The following is a 20678-nucleotide window of genomic DNA, read 5'->3' on the forward strand; positions in this document are numbered from 1 at the left end:
CGGCCGGTTTCCGGCGCGGGCACGCCGGACTGGAGGCCGGGAAAGGCGCGTTGACAGTCCGGTGGGTGGGTGCGTGTAATGAGGATGGTGCCGCGTGGCGCCGGTCAAAGAGCAGTGGGCCGGCCGGCGATCGGGCGAGCGCCCTTCATGCAAGGGGTACGTGATGAGTTCCCGCTCCGCGCCCTGACAACGACGTAGCGCTTCAGCGTCCGCACGTCGTCCTTCGCTCGCCCCCACCCTTTCCGGCACTGTGCCGCGCGCCGCGGCCTGCCGTCATGGAGACAGAAACGTATGCCCACGTCTTTCCATCAGTCCGTCATCGACGAGTTCCGCGCCAACGAGGGGAAGGTCGGCGGCCCCTTCGAGGGCGGTGACCTGCTTCTGCTGACGACCACCGGGGCCCGGTCGGGAGTCTCGCGGACCACTCCGCTCGGTTACGTCCGCCACGGGGACTCGCTCCTGGTCGTCGGGTCCAATCTCGGTGGTCCTCGGCATCCCGGCTGGTACCACAACCTGCTCGCCCGTCCCGTGGTCCGGGTGGAGGTCGGCACCCGGTCCTTCGAGGCTCTCGCGGTGCCCGCTGAGGGGGACCGGCGTGAGGAGTTGTTCGCGCATGTGGTGCGGGCGGTGCCCGGGTACGGCGACTACCAGGCCGAGGCCGGCAGGGTGCTGCCGGTCGTGGCGCTGGAGCGGGCCGAGCCCGAGGGGTGGGAGGGGCCGGGGAAGGTCCGGACCCTCGCCGACAAGCTCCTGGAGGTGCACACCTGGTTGCGGGGCCAGTTGCGTCAGGTGCGGGCGGAGGCCGACGCGCACTTCGCCGCTCGGGCCGCGCATCAAGGGCCCGGTGCGCCGGCGGCCCCGGGGCTCGGGTTGCAGATACGGCAGCGCTGCCTCGCGTTCTGCCAGGCGCTGGAGTTCCATCACAGCAGCGAGGACGGGCACTTGTTCCCCGGGATCGCCCGTCATCATCCCCACCTGACCGACGTCTTCGCCCGGCTCGACGACGAGCACCGCACGATCGCCCGTATCCAGAGTGAGCTTGCGGAGCTGCTGGCCGGCATCGTCATCGCCGAACCGGAGCGCTTTCGCGCCGAATTGGAAGAGATGTCCTCACAGTTGAATGCTCATCTGGACTACGAGGACGAGGTGTTGCTTCCGCTGCTCGCCGACGTGCCGTGGCCGCCGGAGGTGCCGAAGGGCTGAGACTGTTCCGTTCCGTCCGCCTGCCGCCCCCGCGCCAGGTCCCGTACCGCCCGCTCCAGCCGCGTCCGCCGGGTCTGTGGCGTCGCGGCCTGGAAGAGCGGGAGCATCACGAGGTAGCGGGCGGTCCGGTCGAGCGCGTCGAACGCCGCACGCGCCGCCGGGGCCGCGTCGAGCGCCGCGGCGAGGTCGTCCGGGACGACGGCTGTCGCCTGCGACGCGTACGCGCGGTCCCAGCGGCCGTCCTCCTGGGCCCGTCGCACCTCGGCGAGGCCGGACTCCCGCATCCGGCCCGCCGCCGCCAGCGCCGCGACCTTCTCGACATTCACCCGCGACCACAGGCTCCTCGGTCGCCGCGGCCCGTACTTCTGCAGGTAGTACCGGTCGTCCAGGCCCCGGCGCTGCCCGGAGATCCACCCCCAGCACAGCCCCACGTCGACCAGTTCGCCGTCCGTGACCGACGCGATCCCCGACGCCTTCTTCGCCACCTTGACCCACACGCCCTCGCGGCGGGTGTGGTGCTCGGTCAGCCAGTCCTCGAAGGCCGCCGCGTCCGGGAACGCGACGACGTCCACCCCGTTGAGAGCCTCCATACCGGCCAGGCTAGCCCGGCCGTGCCCCGAAGGGGCCTCCCGTCCCCTTCTCGGCCCAGTGACAGCCGATGGGCTGCTGGATCGGTTCGGCGTCGGTGTGCGGGTACCTCGTGGTCACTCCCCTCGGCCGTTGTCACCCGGATTGGCCGCCGCCGCTTGCGGGCCCCTCCTGCCCGTGTCGGTATGTGGGAGGGCATCCCTCGCCGAGTCTCGACCGGCGTACGGGAGTTCGCTACCGGGAAGTAGACCCATGAACAATGCCGAGCCCGAGTTCCGCCGGTCGGTGATCGACGACGATCCCCAGGACGGGTACTTCCTGCGGGCCGTCGACGTGGACGGCGACGGGCGACCCGACCTCGTCGCCTCCGGCCTCACGCGCGGGGAGGTCGTCTGGTATCAGAACCCGTCCTGGACCAAGCGGACCATCCTGTCCCTGGGGGACCGCAAACCCGTCGCCCTGGACGCCGCGGACCTCACCGGTGACGGACTGCCGGACCTGGTCCTGTGCCACGACTACGGCAACTGCATGTTCGACTGCGGGCCGAGGGACGGCGTGATCTCCTGGCTGCACAATCCCGGGCCGGACGGCTGGGACCGGCCCTGGACCCGCCGGCACGTCGCCGACCTGGTCGCCTGTCACCGGGTGCGGCTGGGGCGGTTCACGACGGACAGCCGTGTGCAGCTGGTCGCCCTTCCGGTCGTCGGGCCCGAGGGAGGGGCGGAAGGGGTCGGGTCCGCCGCCCGGCTCATGCTCTACGACCTGCCGGACGATCCGGTGGCGCACGACGGCGGGTGGTCGGGGCGACCGCTCGACACCGCCGACTTCACGATCGTGCACGGCGTGGTCGCCGCCCGGTTCCCGGGCACGCCCCGCCCGGAGCGGGAGTCGTTCCTGCTGGCCACGGGGGAGGGGATCAGCTGGCTGGGCACCGGGCCCGGTGGGGCGTGGCAGGTCCGGAAGATCGGTGACGGCGTGCCGCCGCAGGCGTCGGTGGAGAATCCCGGGCACCGTTTCAGCGGGAGCGGGAACCTCGGCGTCGCGCGGATCGGCGGGCGTCCCTGCGCCGTGATCCTCGCCGTCGAGCCGTTCCACGGCAACACCCTCAGCGTCTACGTCAGGCCGCCCGACACCGTCTCGCCCTTCGGCACGCCCTGGGAGCGGCGGCGGCTCCGGGTCCTCGACCCGCCGGACAGGACGCACGACGCCGTCGGCCACCACGTGGTCGTGGCCGACTTCGACGGCGACGGGGACGACGAGTTCCTGGTCGGCCTGCGCGGGCCCGCCCCGGCGCAGGGCGTCTTCTACTTCAAGCTCGACGCGTCGGGCAACGTGCTCGTCGAGAAGCAGGTGAGCACGGAGTCCACCGCGCGCATCGCCGTGGCCGACTTCAACGGCGACGGCCGGCTGGACTTCGCCACCACCGCCTACGACACGGTGGGCTACTACGAGATCCCGGACCCCAGGGTGTGCCTGTTCACCAACACCTTCGGCGTGCCCGGGCCGGTCACGGCCCCGCCCGGTGGCGACGGCTGACCGAGGCTCCCCGGCCTCGCCCCGCCCCCGTCCGTCCCCGCCGCATCGGAGACACCCGCTGCCTCGCTCCGGGCAGCCCTCACCAGCAGGAGAACGCAGTGGCACAGAACACCGTCCGGGTGGACGCCCTCGTCGTCGGCTCCGGGCCCGTCGGATGCGCCTTCGCGCGCGAACTCGTGGCGGCCGGCCGGCACGTCTACATGATCGACGCCGGGGCCCAGCTGTCGGACCGGCCCGGTGAGCACCTCAAGAACGCCCACCTCTACCAGCGCGACCTCAACCTGTTCTCGCCCGTGATCCGCGGCCACCTGAGCCTGCTGTCGATCCCGTCGAGCGACCGGGCCGAGGTGACCCTGGACCCGGCGGCCTACCGGATCGACCTCAAGAAGTACGACGGCTTCGTACTGAACAACCAGAACCCCGACCAGGACCCCGCCGTGAACCTCGGCGCCGCCGCCGCGACCTACGGCGTGGGCGGCATGGCGACCCACTGGACCTGTGCCACACCCCGGCACCACCCCGTCATCGAGCGCTCCGACCTGCTGCCCGACGCGGAGTGGGACGCCCTCTACCGGGACGGCGAACAGCTCCTGCACACCCGTACCGACGCCTACGCCGACTCGGTACGGCAGCGGCTGGTCCGCGGGGCGCTGGCCAAGGAGTACGGGGAACTCCAGGAGCCCTACCAGGTGCAGAACCTGCCGCTCGCCGTGGAACGCCGCGAGGACAACCCCGAGTTCGTCCACTGGAGCGGGGCCGACACCGTGCTCGGCCCGCTGGCCGACGGCGGCCACGACCGGTTCGAGCTGCACCCCGAGCACCTGTGCACCCGGCTGGTGCGCAGCGCCGACGGCAGCCGCGTGGAGTACGCCGAGATCCGCGACCTGCGGCGGTGGCGGACGCTGCGGGTGGAGGCGGAGACCTTCGTGGTGGCGGGCAACGCCTACCTCACCCCGCAGCTGCTGTACGCGTCGGAGATCCGCCCGAAGGCGCTCGGCCGTTATCTGAGCGAACAGCCGATCTCCTTCTGCCAGATCGTGCTGAGCCAGGACCTCGTCGACTCGGTCGCCACCGACCCGCGCTTCGACGACGCCGTGCGCGGGCACCGCGAGTCCGCGCCGCGGGACCCCGTGCCCATCCCGCGGGGGGACCCGGAGCCGCAGGTGTGGATCCCGGTGTCCGAGGGGCGGCCGTGGCACTGTCAGATCCACCGCGACGCCTTCCACTACGGCGACATCGCACCGAACGTCGACGGCCGGCTCATCGTGGACCTGCGCTGGTTCGGGATCGCCGAGCCACGTTTCGACAACCGGATCGAGTTCTCCGGCCGGCACCAGGACACGCACGGCATGCCGCAACCCACCTTCGTCTTCGGTCTCAGCGACCAGGACCGGGCGAACCAGCACGCGATGATGCGGGACATGCTGCGGGCGGCGAGCACGCTCGGCGGCTTCCTCCCCGGCTCCGAACCGCAGTTCGTCGAGCCCGGCCTCGGGCTGCACGTCACCGGCACGACCCGGATGGGCGACGACCCCGAGACCAGCGTCGTGGACACCGACTCCCGGGTGTGGGGCGTCGACAACCTCTACCTGGGCGGCAACAACGTCATCCCGCGCGGCACCGCGAGCAACCCGACGCTGACCAGCGTCGCGCTGGCGCTGAAGGCGGCCCGGCACATCACCAGGGGCCGTACCGGCGGCGGCGCGGGGGCGGCCGCGACCGTCCCGGGCCGGGGCGCGTGATGTTCGGGCCCGGCGCCGTCTCCCTCGGCATCACGCCCACCTGCTGGACCAACGACGACTTCCCCACCATCGGGGCGGACATCTCCTTCGAGCAGTGCGTCAGCGAGATCGCGCTGGCCGGCTTCGAGGGATGCAGCGTCGGCCACAAGTTCCCCACCGACCCGCGGGCCCTGTCGCAGGCGCTGACCCTGCGCGGGCTGCGGGTGTCCGAGCCCTGGGCGAGCACCTACTTCACCGTCCGGGACATGCGGGAACGCACCCTCGCGGGCTTCCGCGAGCAGCTGGACTTCGTCCAGGAGGTCGGCGGCGACCAGGTCGTCGTGGCGGAACTCGGCCACGCCGTGCACCAGCAGGCGGTCGCCCTGGCCGCCAACAGGCCGGTGTTCGACGACGCCGCCTGGGACGCGCTGCTGACCGGCCTCGACGAACTCGGGCGGATGGCGGCCGACCGCGGCATGTTCCTGTGCTACCACCACCACATGGGCACCGGCGTGCAGTCCCGGGCCGACGTGGACCGCCTGCTCGCGGGCACCGACCCGGACCTGGTGCACCTGCTGCTGGACACCGGCCACCTCACGCTGGCCGGCGACGACCCGCTCGCCCTGGCCCGCGACCACGCCCGGCGGATCGCCCACGTGCACCTCAAGGACGTACGCCCCGACGTCCTGGAGTACTTCCGCCGCGAGGACCCCAGCTTCCACGACGCGGTACTCGCCGGGATCTTCACCGTGCCCGGCGACGGGATGACCGACTTCGGGCCCCTACTGCGCGCCCTCGCGGACGCCGGATACCGGGGCTGGCTCGTCGTCGAGGCCGAACAGGACCCGGCGAACGCGCACCCGCTGACGTACGCCAAGAAGGCGCGCGAGCACCTGCGCGTCCTCATCGGCCGCTGAGCACGCCCGTAACGACCCCTGCGACCAAGGGAGCAGCCCTGCCATGAGTTACCGACCGATCGAGGACTACGGCGTGATCGGCGACCTGCGCACCGTGGCGCTGGTGGCTCTCGACGGCTCCCTGGACTTCCTGTGCCTGCCCGACATCGACTCGCCCACGGTGTTCGGCGCGCTGCTCGACGACGAGCGCGGCGGCAGTTTCCGGATCGGCCCGGCCGTCGAGGGCGCCCGCCTCAAGCAGCTCTACCTGCCCGACACCAACATCCTGCTCACCCGCTTCCTGTCCGGGGACGGGGTCGGGGAGGTCGTCGACTTCATGCCGGTCGGCTCGGTCCGCCACACGCACGCGGTCGTCCGCCGGGTGAAGGGGGTGCGGGGCACCTTCCGGTTCCGGCTGCGCTGTGCGCCCCGGTTCGACTACGCCAGGCTGCCGCACCGGATCGAGCGGCACCCCGGCGAGGTGTTCTTCGTACCGGAGGGCGGGGCGGAGAGGGGAGACGTGATGGCGCTGCGGCTGCAGAGCCCGGTCGACCTGCGGATGGAGGGCGACGACGTGGTCGCCGAGTTCGAGCTGGGTCCGGACCAGACGATGGACTTCGTCCTGGAGGCGGTCCCGCCGGGCGAGCACAGCCCGGCGTCCGGCCACCGGTGGGCCGAACGGGCGTTCCGGCACACCCACGCCTTCTGGCACGAGTGGCTGAGCAGTTCGGCCTACCGGGGCCGCTGGCAGGAGGAGGTGTCCCGCTCGGCCCTGGCGATGAAACTGCTCACCTCCGCCCGGCACGGGTCGATCGCCGCCGCGGCCACCTTCGGACTGCCCGAGCTGGTCGGCGGAGAACGCAACTGGGACTACCGCTACACCTGGATCAGGGACGCCTCCTTCACCGCCGCCGCGTTCATCCGGCTCGGCTTCCACGAGGAGCCCCGGGCGTTCGTGCGGTGGGTGGAGCAGCGCTACCGGGAGAGCACCGAACCGGGGCGGCTGCAGATCATGTACGGCGTCGACGGCCGCCACGAACTGACCGAGGAGATCCTGCCGGACCTGCGCGGCTACGAGGGATCGAGCCCCGTACGCGTCGGCAACGGCGCCTACGACCAGCTCCAGCTCGACATCTACGGCGAACTCCTGCACGTCGTCGACCTGTACGACGAACACGTGGAAGCGGTCTCCCACGACCTCTGGGCCCATGTGAGCGACTCGGTGAACTGGGTGACGGAGAACTGGCGGCTGGCCGACGAGGGCATCTGGGAGACCCGCGGCGGACGCCAGGAGTTCCTGTACGCCCGGCTGATGTGCTGGGTCGCCCTGGACCGCGGGCTGCGCGTCGCCGGGCGGCGCTCACTGCCGGCGCCCCGCGAGCACTGGGCCGCGGTCCGCGACGAGATCCACGCCGAGATCCACAAGGAGTTCTGGGACGAGCGTCAGGAGGCGTTCGTCCAGCACCGGGGGGACTCCACCCTCGACGCGGCGAGTCTGCTCATGCCGCTCATGGGGTTCATCTCCCCGGTCGACCCCCGGTGGCTGAGCACTCTGCGCGCCATCGAGAACTCCCTGGTCGAGGACTCCCTCGTCTACCGGTACCGCAGCGGGGACGGCGCCTCGGACGGGCTGAGCGGCACCGAGGGCACCTTCTCCATGTGCTCGTACTGGTTCATCCAGTGCCTGACCGAGGCCGGCGAGGTGGACCGCGCCCAGCTGTTCTTCGAGAAGATGCACAGCTACGCCAACCATCTGGGCCTGTACGCCGAGGAGATGGACGGCACCGGACGCAACCTCGGCAACTTCCCCCAGGCGTTCACCCACCTCGGGCTGGTCAGCGCCGCCCTCTGCCTCAACCGGGCGCTGGCGAGGCGGCCAGGTCCCGCAGCAGGACCTCGGTCGTCTCGGTGAAGTTGGACGGAGACACGGACAGCGCTCCGGCCAGGGGGTACTCGAGCATCATGAGGAGGAAGAGGTTGACCCCGACGACCACCGCCACGCCCGCGATCATGGAGTAGTGCAGCCACGGGGACTCCAGCCCGAACAGCAGGCTGAAGAACAGGGTCACCGCGCTGGTCAGCAGGACGGCGATCCACATCGGGGCTCTCAGGTGCGCCCGTTCGGCCCGGCTGTGCCGCTGGGTGTTGAGGACCGAGACGTCCAGCAACCGGCCCATCGCCTCGTCCACGTACGCCCGCTGCGGCTCGTCGGCCGGGCGCAGGCCGCCCACCGTGTCGAAGAGGTCCGCCAGTGTCCGCTGCTCCGCCCGGCTCTGCCCGGCCCGGCCCAGGTCCTCGGGCCACCAGGCGACGACCGCGCGGTTGTAGGCCACCACCGCTTCGGCGAGGTCGCGCTGGTCGTCGGCGCCCATGACGGCACCGCCGCGGACCACGGCGCCGACCGTGTACGCCTCCTGGGCGGTGGCGTGCCTGACCTCGGCGAAGTTCTCCCACTGGTCGTCGACGGAGAACCCGATCGTGACCGCGTAGACCACCCCGATGACCGCCACCAGGAAGCCCGCGACGTCGTTGTGGGCCTTGGCCCGGGGCGGCGGCACGAGCTTGCGCATCAACGCCTGCAGCAGGACGGCCACCACCGGGACGCCCCCGAGGATGAGCAGCGCGGCGGCCCACAGGGGCAGATCGACGATGAGGAAGCGGTACACGGTCACCCCAGCTCTGTTCACCGCGCTCAACGAGCACCCGGGCCCCCGCGCAACGGCCGGGGGCGGGCCGACTCCGCGTCGGCAAAGGCACCGGTGGCGCGGGCGTAGCGTAGGTGGTATGACGACGTACGGATCCTTCCCCGGCACCCGGCCCCGGCGGCTGCGGACCACCCCCGTGATGCGTCGGATGGTCGCCGAGACCCGGCTCCACCCCGCGGACTTCATCCTCCCCGCCTTCGTGCGCGAGGGCGTGCGCGAGCCGGTGCCGATCGCGGCGATGCCCGGGGTCGTGCAGCACACCCGGGACTCGCTGAAGAAGGCCGCCGCGGAGGCGGTCGAGGCCGGGATCTCCGGGATCATGCTGTTCGGCGTGCCGGAGGAGGAGAAGAAGGACGCGCTCGGGACGGTCGGTACCGACCCCGACGGGATCCTCCAGGTCGCCCTGCGCGACGTGCGGGCCGAGGTCGGGGACGACCTGCTCGTCATGTCCGACCTGTGCCTGGACGAGTTCACGGACCACGGGCACTGCGGTGTGCTGGACGACGAGGGGCGCGTGGACAACGACGCCACCCTCGAGCGGTACGCCGAGATGGCGCAGGTCCAGGCCGACGCGGGCGCCCATGTGGTCGGCCCCAGCGGGATGATGGACGGGCAGATCGGCGTCGTCCGTGACGCGCTCGACCAGATCGGGCGGGAGGACGTCGCCGTCCTCGCCTACACCGCCAAGTACGCGTCCGCCTTCTACGGGCCCTTCCGCGAGGCTGTCGGGTCCTCACTCAAGGGCGACCGTAAGACCTACCAGCAGGACGCCGCCAACGCGCGGGAGTCCATGCGGGAACTGGCCCTGGACCTGGCGGAGGGCGCCGACATGGTCATGGTCAAGCCGGCCGGCCCCTACCTCGACATCCTGGCCAAGGTCGCCGAGGCCGTGGACGTGCCCGTCGTCGCCTACCAGATCTCCGGCGAGTACTCGATGATCGAGGCCGCCGCCGAGAAGGGCTGGATCGACCGCGACCGGGCCATCCTGGAGGCGCTCACCGGCATCAAGCGGGCCGGCGCGCGCAACATCCTGACCTACTGGGCCACCGAGGTCGCTCGCACGCTGCGCTGAGCATCCTCGGCCGGCCCTTCGCGCAGCGGGTGCGTGGATGCCTTCAGTACTGGAGGGCGTGGTCGATGCCGGTCTGCCAGTAGGTCACCGCCAGCTTGCTGTCGACCTTCACGCCGGAGGGCAGGGCGACCTTGACGATGGAGTCGTCGTCGAAGGGGATCGTGAGGGTGTCCACGCTGATGGGCTCACCGCCGCTGCCGTCGGCCATCGTCAGCCGTACCCCGGCGTAGGCGGTCTCACCGGGACCGACTCCGGCCACCGAATGCGGCTGGGACTCCTCGATGACCGGCGGCACGGACTGGGCCTCACCGAAGCGCGCCACCGGGTACGGCGGCAGCATGCACGTCTTCGAGCCGGTGCCGGTGGCGGTCAGCAGCAGGTGGTTGATCGGGCGGGACACCTTCGTCGCGGTGATCTTCACGTCGGACGCGGAGCACTTCCCCGGCACCTCCGCGTCGTCCTTGTCGCCGGTGTTCGAGCCGGCGTCCGAGCCGGAGTCCGGCGAGCCGCCCGACGAGCCGCCACCCGACTTGTCCGAGCCGGTGGAGCCGGTGGAGCCGTTCGCGCCGTCGGTCCCCTTGTCGCCGTCCGAGTCGCTCCCGCCGGTGGACGGCTTGGCCTGTTCGCCCGCCGGGGCGGAGGAAGCCGGGGCGGAGGAGGCAGCGGCGCCCGTGTCCGTTCCCTCGTCACCCTCACAGGCCGTCAGAGCGAGCGCGGCCAGTGCGACCGTGGTGGCGGCGAACAGGCGGGTGCGGGTGGTGCGTACGGACATGAGGTAAGCCCCTTCGGGTGGAGTTGAGGTAAGCCGCTCGGCGGTTCGCCGGGGGCGGCTGCTTGGATGACCACAGCTTGGGTCCAGAACCGTCCCAGTCACCAGAGGTGCCTGGACATGCGGGATACTGGGACGCTGGGATCGGCTCTGACCTGCGGGAACGGTGTCCTGCTGGGATGCCGTACGGGGATACGGGAAGAGGGAGAGACGGTGGCGGGGGACGACTTCGCGGGACTGCTGCGGGAGCTGAAGGAGCGATCCGGACTCAGTTACGGGACGCTGGGCAAGCGATTGCACATGAGTGCGTCCACACTCCACCGGTACGTCAGCGGGGAGGTCGTACCCGTCGAGTTCGCGCCCGTCGAACGCCTCGCCCGGGCGTGCCGGGCGACCCCCGAGGAGCTGCTCGAACTCCACCGCCGCTGGATCCGTGCCGACGCTCTGCGCGGGGTGAAGAGGCCGGAGGAGACGCGGGAGGCTCAGGAGACGGCGGAGACGGAGCAGGGCGGGACGGAGAAGGGCGGGACGGAGAAGGGGGAGACGGCGGAAGCCGTCGTGCCCGAGGCCGCCGCCGAGGTGACCGAGGTGACCGAGGTGCCCGAGGCGCCCGGGGTCTCCGTCGCGGAGAAACACGCGCCGCCCGCACCTGACGTGACGTCCGCCCCCGACGTGTCGCCGGCGCCTGACGCGCCCTCCGCCCCCGTCGGGCGACGTCGCCGGGTACCGCGCGCCGCCCTCTACGCGGCCACCGGCGTCGCCGCCGTCGCTCTCGCCGTCAGCCTCCTGCCCGGCACGGGCGACGGAGGGGAGGAGCACGGTCCGGCCGGAGCCGCCGCCGGAACCTCCGTGTCGGTGACCGGGAGCGCCACCCGGTCGTCCTCTCCCAGCGCGAGTGCCTCCCCGTCCCCGTCGTCCGCCTCCCCGTCCGCGTCCGCGTCATCCGTCCCCTCCCCGTCCGCGACGCGCCGGAGCACCCCCACGCCGAGTGGCCGGGCCCCGGGGAACAGTGGCCCCGCGCTCACCGTGTCGACCACCCCGTACTTCTGGGACGTCCCCTGCGAGCAGTCCTTCCTGGTGGACCGCAGCCCGCAGAACGTGCTGGACCCGCCCGCCCAGCCGGACGTGGTCGGCTGGGTCACCGCCTTCGGCGCGGTCGCCGCCGACCGCCAGATGACCGTGTTCACCGTGCAGGGCACCGGTCCGGAGACCGTGGTCCTGGAGAACCTGCACGTCCGTGTGGTGGACAGCAAAGAGCCGCTGGACTGGAACGAGTACGCGATGGGCGTCGGCTGCGGCGGCGACGCGAGCACCAAGTCCTTCGACGTCTCCCTCGACCTGGGCAACCCCCTGGCGATGCCGATCGCCGGACAGAAGCCCTTCCCGTACACGGTCACCGAGTCCGACCCCGAGCTCTTCTACGTCAACGCGCACACCAGCGACCACGACGTCACCTGGTACCTGGAACTGGAGTGGTCCAGTGGCGGCCAGAAGGGCATCATGCGGGTCGACGACCACGGCAAGCCGTTCCGCACCAGCGCCTCCAAGGGCAGCTCCTACTACGGGCAGATGCTGGGCGCCGAAGGCGTCTGGGAGTACTTCTCGGGCGAGTGAGCCGAGGCGGGGGCGGTGGGCCGGACGGGAGGCCGGGCGCCGCCGAGCGGGGCCTGTGGACATCGACGACGTCAGGTGTCCGGATCGCGGAAAGGCCCTTGTAGGCGGCACGTACTTCTCTAGGGTGCGGGCATGACCGTGACCGAGAACGTGCCCGTCCCGTCCGCCTCGTCCGCCTCGCCCGCTCCCGTGCCCCCGCTGGCCGCGCGGGCCCGGTCGATCGGCGGTTCGCCGGTACGGGACATCCTCGCCGTCACCGCCCGCCCCGAGGTGATCAACTTCGCGGGCGGGCTGCCGGCCCCCGAGCTGTTCGACGCGGAGGGCATCGCCGCCGCGTACCGGGACGTCCTCGCCGAGCTGCCGGCGCGGGCGCTCCAGTACTCCACCACCGAGGGCGAGCCCACCCTGCGGGCCGCGCTCGCCGCCCGCACCACGGCGCGCGGACTGGAGACCGGCCCGGACGACCTCCTCGTCACCACCGGCTCACAGCAGGCCCTGTCGCTCCTCGCCACCGCCCTGCTCGAACCCGGCGACACCGTCCTCGTCGAGAGTCCCTGCTACCTGGCCGCGCTCCAGGCCTTCGGCTTCGCGGGCGCCCGCGTCGTCGCCGTGCCCGGTGACGAGGACGGCATCGACCCCGAGGCGCTGGAGGAGCTGGTACTGCGCGAGCGCCCCAAGCTGCTCTACACCGTCCCCACCTTCCAGAACCCCACCGGCCGCACCCTGCCCGCCGCCCGCCGGGCCGCCGTCGCCGAGGTCGCGGGCCGGCGCGGGCTGTGGATCGTCGAGGACGACCCGTACGGCGAGCTGCGCTTCGAGGGTGAGCGGGTGCCGTGGATCGCGTCGTACGACGGTGCCCGGGACCGGACCGTGCTGCTGGGCTCCTTCTCCAAGGTCATGGCACCCGGCCTGCGCCTGGGCTGGCTGCGGGCACCCGCCGCACTGCGCCGGGCCTGCGCGGTCGCCAAGCAGGCCGCCGACCTGCACACCCCGACCGTCAACCAGCTCGCCGCCGCCCGCTACCTGGCCGACCGGGACCTGGACGCCCACGTCGCGCGTGTCGCCGCGGTCTACGGCGCACGCCGGGACGCCATGCTCGCGGGCCTGCCGGAAGCGCTGCCGGCGGGGTCGGTGTGGACGCGCCCCGAGGGCGGCATGTTCCTGTGGGCGCGCCTGCCGGAGGGGCACGACACCACCGCCCTGCTCCCCGGGGTGGTCCGGCACGACGTGGCGTACGTCCCCGGCGCCCCCTTCCACGCCGGTGAGCCCGACCGCGCCACCCTGCGGCTGTGCTTCGTCACACAGACGCCGGACGAGATCGCGGAGGGGCTGCGGAGGCTGGGAGAGGGACTGCGGGAAGGGCTGCGGGAGGGACTGCGGGAGGCGTAGGTCCTTTTCCTCCTGGTCCTAGGTCCATGAGCCGAGGCGGGGCCGCCGTGTCCGCACGTACCGTGAGGCCATGTCTGACAGCGCCCCGACGACGGCTTCCTTCGACCTCGACGCGTACCTCGACCGGATCGGCTGGGCGGGGGAGCGGCGGCCCGACGCGGCCACGCTGCGGGGGGTGCACCTCGCCCACCTGAGGGCCGTCCCGTTCGAGAACCTGGACGCCCTCGGTGACGGCGCCCCCTCCCTGGAACTCGCCGACCTGATGGCCAAACTGGTCCACGGCCGCCGGCGCGGCGGCTACTGCTTCGAGCACAACACCCTGTTCGCGGCGGCCCTGGAGGCACTGGGTTTCCGGCTGACCCGGCTGGCCGCGCGGGTCGTCGTCGGCGCCGAGCGGTTCGCGGACCGGCCCCGTACCCACATGGCCCTCCTGGTCGAGGCGCCCGGCGACCCGCAGCCGTACCTGGCCGACGTCGGCTTCGGCGCCGTCGGCTCCCTGCTGGAGCCGGTACCGCTGCTCGCGGACACGGAGTTCCAGGGCGCCGGACGCCGGCACCGGCTGGTGCGCGTACCGCACCCCGGGCCGCTGGAGATGTGGGTGCTGGAGGCGTACGAGGGCCGCGAGGGGCCTTCGGAGGGACGCTGGGCGGCTCAGTACGCCTTCACCCTGGAGCCGTTCGAACAGTCCGACTACGTGATGATCAACTGGCACGTCGCCACGAACCCGCGCTCCCCCTTCTCCCGGCGCCCGTACGTCCAGTTCCTCACGCCGGACGGGCATGTGCTGCTCGACGGCGACCGCTTCACCGAGACCCGCACCGACGGCACGGTCACCGAGCGGAAGCTGACGGACCCGGCGCGGGTCCGGCGTCTGCTGGCGGAGGACTTCGGCATCGACGTTCCCGAGGGCCTGGCGCTACTGGGCTGAGGGCTGCCGGGACGGCCCCGCCGCGCCCGCGCGCGCGTCGACGCACTCCCGCTCGCCGTCGGACGCCGCGGGCCGGAAGCAGGCCCTCACGACGGCTCCGGGGCGGGTCGCGGTCATGACCGTGTAGACGTAGGACTCCGCGTCGACCTCGTCCGCGATCTCCGCGCGGCGGGTCGGGCCGCCCGCCGCCACTTCCAGCCGGTCGCCGACGCGTGTCCCCCACATCCGGGCCCAACTGGTGCCGCACTTGCGGCTGTAGCGCAGCTCCACGCGGGCGCCGGTGGTGGTGCGGTGCGTGGCGAGGGTGTCGGGGCCGCCTCCGCAGATCATGTGTATCGGGTCCTGGCCCTCACAGGCGGCGCCGCGGCAGCGGGGGCCGGCGACGGAGGCGGTGGAGGGCGGGCGGGGCTCGTCCTCCCGGTGCGTCGGCAGGAGGAGCGCCGACGTGACGCCTCCGACGGTCACGGCGCACACCGCCACGAGCACCGCCACGAGCCGGCCCCGGCCGGCGGACGGCCGCGGCGGATCCGGCGACGGCGGCGGGGACGTTGATGGGGAGGGGCCCGGTGATGGGCCCGGCGACGGGGGCGGGCTCGGTGATGGCGGCGACGACGGGGGCGCTTGCGAGGGCGGTCGCGGTCCGGACGGGGCGGGCGCGGACTCCGCCGCGCGTCCGCTCCACTCCGACTCCGCGATCTCCCACAGCGCCAGCACTCGCCCGTCCGGTTCCCGGGCGAGCCGGCACAGGTCCTGCACGGCCTGGCGCGGTGGCATGGACTTGCCGTTGAGATAGCGCTCCCACGACGACTTGCTGTACGCCGTGCGCTCCGCCAGCCCCGCCAGGCTCAGCCCCGTACGCGTCCGCAACTCCCGCAGCGCCGTGGTCAGCCGGGTACGCACCGGCGTCACGTCGGGGTCGTCCCGCGCAGGGCCTTCCACGTGTGCGGGCCGACGATGCCGTCCACCACCAGCCCCTCACGCTTCTGGAGGCGCTTGACCGCGCGCTGCGTCAGCGGGCCGTAGATCCCGTCGACCTCCCCCGGCGACAGGCCCGCCCGGCCCAGCAGACACTGCGCCTCGGCCACCTCCGGCCCGGCGTGCCCGTACGCCACGATGGCGTCCCGCGTACGGCTGTTGCCCGCGTACCAGCGGCCGTCGGCCCGCTCCACCCGGCACGTGTACCTCGCCGGTGAGCGGGACGCCGACGCGGCGGTCGGGGCGAGGGACGCGGCCGCCGCACCACCGCCGCGGTCGCCGTCGCCGTCGCCGGAGGCGCCGGTGAACCGTACGGCCATCAGGAGTGCCGCCGACACGGCCAGCACCAGGGTCACCGTCCCCGCCACCACGGCGACGCGCCGCGACCGCCGGCGCGGCCGCTGCTCCTCGGGCCCGGGACCGGGCTCCGGTACGTCCGGCGTACGGCCGGACTCGGCGGGCGCGGCCCCGCGCGTCCCGCTCCAGTGTTCCGCGGCGACCTCGTGCAGTGCCAGCAGGCGGGCCGGCTCCTCACCGGCGATCCGGGCCATCGCCTCGACGGCCTCCCGGGGCGGCAGCGATCTGCCGCCCAGATAGCGCTCCCACGACTTCGCGCTGTATCCGGTCTTCGCGGACAGTTGCCGCAGGCTCAGTCCGCCGTGGTCCTTCAGTCTGCGTAGACGCACCACCAACTGGCGGACGTGAGGATGTAGTTCGGCGGGCAGCTCTTTCCAACGCGACATGTTCCCCCACACGCGTTCGGGCTCGCTGGTCCAGGTCCCCGTTCCCCCGGTCCCATTCTGCATCAGCGACCACGACGCACGCCGGACGGCGGTTCCCGCACCCGTACGGAATCGGCCACCGCCCGCCACAGCCGTCCCGTCCCACCGACACCGTGAGCGACGTCCCAGCAGGTCAAGGGGTGAGACGTCCCGTGAGTGCGCCACTTCCGCGGCAACCCTGGAGGTCCGTGCCGCCGTGGCCCCAGTCTGGTTGCGGAGCCGGCCGGTGCGGTCGGCCCGACCGCCGCAAGCAATCGGAGGGGAACAGCATGCGAGCTCTCACGAGGACACTCGTCAGTGTCACCACCGCTGTCGGGATCGCCGCCGGGGGCCTGGCCGGCGCGAGCACCGCGATGGCGGCGCCCGCACCGGCCCAGCAGCCGTCGGTGAGCGCCGAGGCCGTCGCGCCGCTCGCGGTGAACAACCTGGGGCTGAGCATCGCGGAGGCCAAGAGGATCCAGCGTTACGGGGATGAGCGCTGGGGTTACAACGGCGCGATCGACGGGCTCCTCGGAACGGAGAGCTGGAAGGCGCTCCAGCGCTGGCTCAAGGCGAGCTGGGACTACAACGACTCGATCGACGGAATCGTCGGCCCCAACACGGTCAAGGCGCTGCAGCGCTACCTCAAGAGCCGCTTCGGCTACACCGGTGCGATCGACGGCATCGCCGGAGCGGGAACCAAGGCCGCGTTCAAGCGGATGGCCAACGCGTGCCCCGACTGCTGACCTGACCGCCCGCCCGGAACACGCCGCGGCCCGTCCTCACCTCGGGGGAGAGGACGGGCCGCGTCGCGCGTTCCCGGTGCTCAGAGCCGCTCGGGCGTCCGGATGCCCAGCAGGGCCATGCCCTGGTGCAGCGTGCGGGCCGTGAGGTCGCACAGGAACAGGCGGTTCTCCGCCACCTCGCGCGGGGGCGCCGGCTTGATCACCGGGCACTTGTCGTAGAAGGACGTGTAGAGGGACGCCAACTGGTACAGGTACGCGGTCAGCTTGTGCGGGGCGTACTCCGCGGCCGCCTCGAAGACCGTGTCCCCGAACGCGTCCAGGTGCAGGCCCAGCGCGCGCTCCGCCTCGTGCAGCTCCAGCTCCGGGTGAGCGGCGGGGCGGACCTCGCCCGCCTTGCGGAGGATGGACTGGATACGGGCGTAGGCGTACTGGAGGTACACGCTGGTGTCGCCGTTGAGCGAGACCATCTGGTCCAGGTCGAACTTGTAGTCGCGGCTCGGCGACGTCGACAGGTCCGCGTACTTCACGGCGCCGATGCCGACCTGCCCGGCCCGCTCCTGGATCTCGTCCTCGGTGAGGTCCCGCGCCTTCTCCCGTACGACCTCCGCGGCCCGCTGCACCGCCTCGTCCAGCAGGTCCTCCAGCCGCACGGTCTCGCCCGCGCGCGTCTTGAAGGGCTTGCCGTCCGCGCCGAGCACCGTGCCGTAGGCCATGTTGTGCGCGGTGACGTCGTCGCCGAGCCAGCCGGCCCGGCGGGCCGTCTCGAAGACCATCCTGAAGTGGAGCGACTGGCGTACGTCGACGACGTACAGCAGGGTGCTCGCGTGCAGGTCGAGGACGCGGCCCCGGATCGCGGTCAGGTCGGACGCCGCGTAGCCGAAGCCGCCGTCGGCCTTCTGCACGATCAGCGGGACCGGCTGGTCGTCCTTGCCGCGGATCTCGTCGAAGAACACCACGAGCGCGCCCTCGGAGCGCACCGCGACGCCCATCTCCTCCAGGAGGCGGGCGGTCTCGGGCATGCCCTCGTTGTACGCGGACTCGCCGACGATCTCCTCGTCGCGGATCTCCATGTCGAGCTTCTCGAAGACGGAGTAGAAGTAGACCTTCGACTCGTCCACGAACCGCTGCCACAGTTCGAGCGTCTCCTTGTCCCCGGACTGGAGGGCGACGACCCGCTTGCGGGCCCGCTCCTTGAACTCCTCGTCCGAGTCGAAGACCGCGCGCGACGCCTTGTACACGCGGTTCAGGTTGCTCATGGCCTGCTCGCCGTCGACGTCGGCCGCGGGGGCCAGCTCGCCGGGGTGCTCCAGCAGGTACTGGATGAGCATGCCGAACTGGGTGCCCCAGTCGCCGATGTGGTGGCGGCCGATCGTCTTCTCGCCGGTGAAGTCGATCATGGCGCGCAGGGCGTCGCCGATCACCGCGGAACGCAGGTGGCCGACGTGCATCTCCTTCGCCACGTTCGGCTGGGCGTAGTCGATGACCGTGACGCCCGCGTCCTCCTTCAGCGGCACGCCGAGGCGCTCGCCGTCCGCGTGCCGCGCGGCGAGGTTCTCGGTGATGGCCCGGTCGCCGACCGTGATGTTGAGGAAGCCGGGGCCGGAGACCTCGACGTCCTTGATCAGGTCGCCGGTGACGATGTGCGAGACGACCTCGGCCGCCAGCTCGCGCGGGTTCGCCTTCGCCTTCTTGGCCAGGGCGAGGATGCCGTTGGCCTGGTAGTCCGCCCGGTCGCTTCGTCGCAGCAGCGGGTCCGCGCCGGCCGCCTCGGGCCGGGTGGCCGTCAGGGCGGACGCGAGGTGCTGCTGGACGGAGTCGCTGAGGGACGTGACCGAGGCCATGGAGTGGTTCGCCGTTCTGCTCGGGGTTCCGGGAGTGAGGCTTTCAGGAGCTACGGGAACCGAGTATCCCACGCGGTGAAAAGCGGTTTTCGCGGATGCGGGCCGGGCTGGGAGAATGGAGCGGTCAGCCGTGCGACCGTACCGGCTGCCCGAGTCAGAAAGAAGGACGTGCCGATCGTGGCTCAGAGCACAGAGACCACCGACTGGGTCTCCCGTTTCGCGGACGAGGTCATCGCCGAGTCGGAGCGTCGTGCCCCGGGCAAACCTGTGGTCGTCGCGTCCGGACTCTCCCCGTCCGGCCCGATCCACCTCGGAAACCTCCGCGAGGTCATGACCCCGCACCTGGTCGCCGACGAGGTCCGCCGCCGCGGCCACCAGGTCCGGCACCTGATCTCCTGGGACGACTACGACCGCTACCGCAAGGTGCCGGCCGGTATCGCCGGGGTGGACGGGACGTGGGCCGAGCACATCGGCAAGCCGCTCACCTCCGTCCCGGCCCCGGACGGCTCCCCGCACCCGAACTGGGCGGAGCACTTCAAGGCCGCGATGGTCGACTCGCTCGCCGGGATGGGCGTGGAGTTCGACGGGATCAGCCAGACCGGGCAGTACACCACCGGTGTCTACCGCGAGCAGATCCTGCACGCCATGAGGCACCGGCGGGACATCGACGCGATCCTCGCCCAGTACCGCACGAAGAAGGCTCCCGCGAAGAAGTCGCAGAAGCCGCTCGACGAGGCCGAGCTGGAGGCCGCCGAGGGCTCCGGCGCCGCCGCCGAGGACGACGGCAGCTCCGGCTCCGCCGGGTACTTCCCGTACAAGCCGTACTGCGGCAACTGCGAGAAGGACCTGACCACGGTCACCGCGTACGACGACGACTCGACCGAGCTCACCTACGCCTGCACGGCGTGCGGCTTCTCCGAGACGGTCCGGCTCAGCGAGTTCAACCGCGGCAAGCTGGTCTGGAAGGTCGACTGGCCGATGCGCTGGGCGTACGAGGGGGTCGTTTTCGAGCCCAGCGGCGTGGACCACTCCTCTCCCGGGTCGTCGTTCCAGGTCGGCGGGCAGATCGTCGGGATCTTCGGCGGCGAGCAGCCGATCGGCCCGATGTACGCCTTCGTCGGCATCAGCGGTATGGCCAAGATGTCCTCGTCCAAGGGCGGGGTGCCCACCCCGGCCGACGCGCTGGAGATCATGGAGCCGCAGCTGCTGCGCTGGCTGTACGCCCGCCGCCGGCCCAACCAGGCCTTCAAGATCGCCTTCGACCAGGAGATCCAGCGGCTCTACGACGAGTGGGACCGCCTCGACGCCAAGGTCGCCGACGGCAGCGCGCTGCCCGCCGACGTCGCCGCCCACGCGCGCGCCGTCGGCACGGCCGCCGGTGAGCTGCCGAGGACGCCCAGGCCGCTGCCGTACCGCACGCTGGCGTCCGTGGCCGACATCACCGCCGGACACGAGGACCAGACGCTGCGCATCCTCAGCGAGCTCGACCCGGCGAACCCGCTGCGGACCCTGGAGGAGGCCCGGCCGCGCTACGACAAGGCCGAGGCGTGGATCAACACCCACGTCCCCGCCGACCAGCGCACCATCGTGCGCGACGAGCCGGACGCCGAGCTGCTGAAGTCCCTCGACGAGCAGGGCCGGCAGTCCCTGCGGCTGCTGCTCGACGGGCTCGCCGACCACTGGTCGCTCGACGGCCTCACCCACCACGTCTACGGCGTGCCCAAGGTCCAGGCCGGCTTCCCCGCCGACGCCACAGCCAAGGAGCTGCCGCCGGAGATCAAGACCGCCCAGCGGTCGTTCTTCGCGCTGCTCTACCACCTGCTCGTCGGCCGCGACACCGGCCCGCGCCTGCCCACGCTGCTGCTCGCGGTCGGGCAGGAGCGGGTGCGGACCCTGCTCGGGGAGTAGGACCGGCCCGTACGGCGAAGGGGGCG

General features: G+C 72.2%; 17 protein-coding genes. 11 read left to right on the forward strand and 6 right to left on the reverse strand.

From position 1 onward, the window contains the following. Positions 1–291: 291 nt before the first annotated feature. On the forward strand, positions 292–1203 hold the full coding sequence (locus ACH4NX_RS13510) for a nitroreductase/quinone reductase family protein (protein ID WP_398129688.1): 912 nt from the start codon (positions 292–294) through the stop codon (positions 1201–1203). On the opposite strand, the gene ACH4NX_RS13515 is transcribed toward ACH4NX_RS13510, so the two are convergent. Then, entirely contained in the window at positions 1134–1793 is a 660-nt protein-coding gene (locus ACH4NX_RS13515) for a YdeI/OmpD-associated family protein (protein WP_351390049.1), read from the reverse strand. The two genes, ACH4NX_RS13510 and ACH4NX_RS13515, sit on opposite strands and share 70 nt — an antisense overlap. A gap of 250 nt (positions 1794–2043) precedes the next feature. On the opposite strand from ACH4NX_RS13515, the gene ACH4NX_RS13520 reads away from it, so the two are divergent. The 4 genes from ACH4NX_RS13520 (at position 2044) to ACH4NX_RS13535 (ending at position 7856) form a co-directional block, all read left to right on the forward strand. Then, the gene (locus tag ACH4NX_RS13520) at positions 2044–3327 is read left to right on the forward strand and encodes a VCBS repeat-containing protein (RefSeq protein ID WP_351390046.1); all 1284 of its coding nucleotides are present in this window, start codon (positions 2044–2046) and stop codon (positions 3325–3327) included. Between the two features lie 98 nt (positions 3328–3425). Beyond that, the gene (locus ACH4NX_RS13525; RefSeq protein WP_351390044.1) at positions 3426–5069 is read left to right on the forward strand and encodes a pyranose oxidase; all 1644 of its coding nucleotides are present in this window, start codon (positions 3426–3428) and stop codon (positions 5067–5069) included. Further along, complete coding sequence (iolE, locus tag ACH4NX_RS13530) at positions 5069–5965, forward strand: myo-inosose-2 dehydratase (protein ID WP_398129687.1); 897 nt, start codon at positions 5069–5071, stop codon at positions 5963–5965. Before ACH4NX_RS13525 ends, iolE begins: the two co-directional genes overlap by 1 nt. A gap of 43 nt (positions 5966–6008) precedes the next feature. After that, positions 6009–7856 carry a glycoside hydrolase family 15 protein gene (locus ACH4NX_RS13535; RefSeq protein WP_398129686.1) on the forward strand — a complete coding sequence of 616 codons (1848 nt, stop codon included), beginning with the start codon at positions 6009–6011 and terminating at the stop codon, positions 7854–7856. On the opposite strand, the gene ACH4NX_RS13540 is transcribed toward ACH4NX_RS13535, so the two are convergent. Then, positions 7798–8616 (reverse strand): hypothetical protein, encoded by an 819-nt coding sequence (locus tag ACH4NX_RS13540; RefSeq protein ID WP_398129685.1) that lies wholly within the window; start codon positions 8614–8616, stop codon positions 7798–7800. The genes ACH4NX_RS13535 and ACH4NX_RS13540 overlap by 59 nt on opposite strands. A 112-nt stretch (positions 8617–8728) precedes the next feature. On the opposite strand from ACH4NX_RS13540, the gene hemB reads away from it, so the two are divergent. Further along, positions 8729–9721, forward strand: a complete 993-nt coding sequence (hemB, locus tag ACH4NX_RS13545; protein WP_398129684.1) for a porphobilinogen synthase — start codon at positions 8729–8731, stop codon at positions 9719–9721. Between the two features lie 43 nt (positions 9722–9764). Here hemB and ACH4NX_RS13550 read toward each other — a convergent pair whose 3' ends face one another. Further along, positions 9765–10493 carry a DUF4232 domain-containing protein gene (locus ACH4NX_RS13550; protein ID WP_398129683.1) on the reverse strand — a complete coding sequence of 243 codons (729 nt, stop codon included), beginning with the start codon at positions 10491–10493 and terminating at the stop codon, positions 9765–9767. A gap of 210 nt (positions 10494–10703) precedes the next feature. Here ACH4NX_RS13550 and ACH4NX_RS13555 point away from each other — a divergent pair, with 210 nt between their 5' ends. The 3 genes from ACH4NX_RS13555 to ACH4NX_RS13565 all read left to right on the forward strand — a co-directional run bounded on the left by ACH4NX_RS13555 (position 10704) and on the right by ACH4NX_RS13565 (position 14421). Continuing rightward, on the forward strand, positions 10704–12104 hold the full coding sequence (locus ACH4NX_RS13555; RefSeq protein WP_398129698.1) for a helix-turn-helix domain-containing protein: 1401 nt from the start codon (positions 10704–10706) through the stop codon (positions 12102–12104). A 132-nt stretch (positions 12105–12236) separates the two neighbouring features. Then, positions 12237–13493 carry a PLP-dependent aminotransferase family protein gene (locus tag ACH4NX_RS13560; RefSeq protein WP_398129682.1) on the forward strand — a complete coding sequence of 419 codons (1257 nt, stop codon included), beginning with the start codon at positions 12237–12239 and terminating at the stop codon, positions 13491–13493. A 70-nt stretch (positions 13494–13563) separates the two neighbouring features. Then, positions 13564–14421, forward strand: a complete 858-nt coding sequence (locus tag ACH4NX_RS13565) for an arylamine N-acetyltransferase (RefSeq protein WP_398129681.1) — start codon at positions 13564–13566, stop codon at positions 14419–14421. Here the strand turns inward: ACH4NX_RS13565 and ACH4NX_RS13570 are convergent. Both ACH4NX_RS13570 and ACH4NX_RS13575 read right to left on the reverse strand, forming a co-directional pair. After that, positions 14410–15330 carry a DUF2690 domain-containing protein gene (locus ACH4NX_RS13570; protein WP_398129680.1) on the reverse strand — a complete coding sequence of 307 codons (921 nt, stop codon included), beginning with the start codon at positions 15328–15330 and terminating at the stop codon, positions 14410–14412. The two genes, ACH4NX_RS13565 and ACH4NX_RS13570, sit on opposite strands and share 12 nt — an antisense overlap. After that, the gene (locus tag ACH4NX_RS13575; protein WP_398129679.1) at positions 15327–16139 is read right to left on the reverse strand and encodes a peptidoglycan-binding protein; all 813 of its coding nucleotides are present in this window, start codon (positions 16137–16139) and stop codon (positions 15327–15329) included. Before ACH4NX_RS13575 ends, ACH4NX_RS13570 begins: the two co-directional genes overlap by 4 nt. Positions 16140–16447: 308 nt before the next feature. Between ACH4NX_RS13575 and ACH4NX_RS13580 the strand changes: the two genes are divergently transcribed. Continuing rightward, positions 16448–16903, forward strand: coding sequence for a peptidoglycan-binding domain-containing protein (locus ACH4NX_RS13580; protein WP_351390014.1), 456 nt, complete (start codon positions 16448–16450; stop codon positions 16901–16903). Positions 16904–16983: 80 nt separating this feature from the next. Here the strand turns inward: ACH4NX_RS13580 and argS are convergent, their stop codons facing one another. Beyond that, complete coding sequence (gene argS, locus ACH4NX_RS13585) at positions 16984–18744, reverse strand: arginine--tRNA ligase (protein ID WP_351390012.1); 1761 nt, start codon at positions 18742–18744, stop codon at positions 16984–16986. A gap of 168 nt (positions 18745–18912) precedes the next feature. On the opposite strand from argS, the gene lysS reads away from it, so the two are divergent. Further along, positions 18913–20652, forward strand: coding sequence for a lysine--tRNA ligase (gene lysS, locus ACH4NX_RS13590; protein WP_398129678.1), 1740 nt, complete (start codon positions 18913–18915; stop codon positions 20650–20652). Positions 20653–20678: the final 26 nt, after the last annotated feature.

The organism is Streptomyces sp. NPDC017225 (assembly GCF_044331465.1).
In the GTDB taxonomy this organism is placed as follows: domain Bacteria; phylum Actinomycetota; class Actinomycetes; order Streptomycetales; family Streptomycetaceae; genus Streptomyces.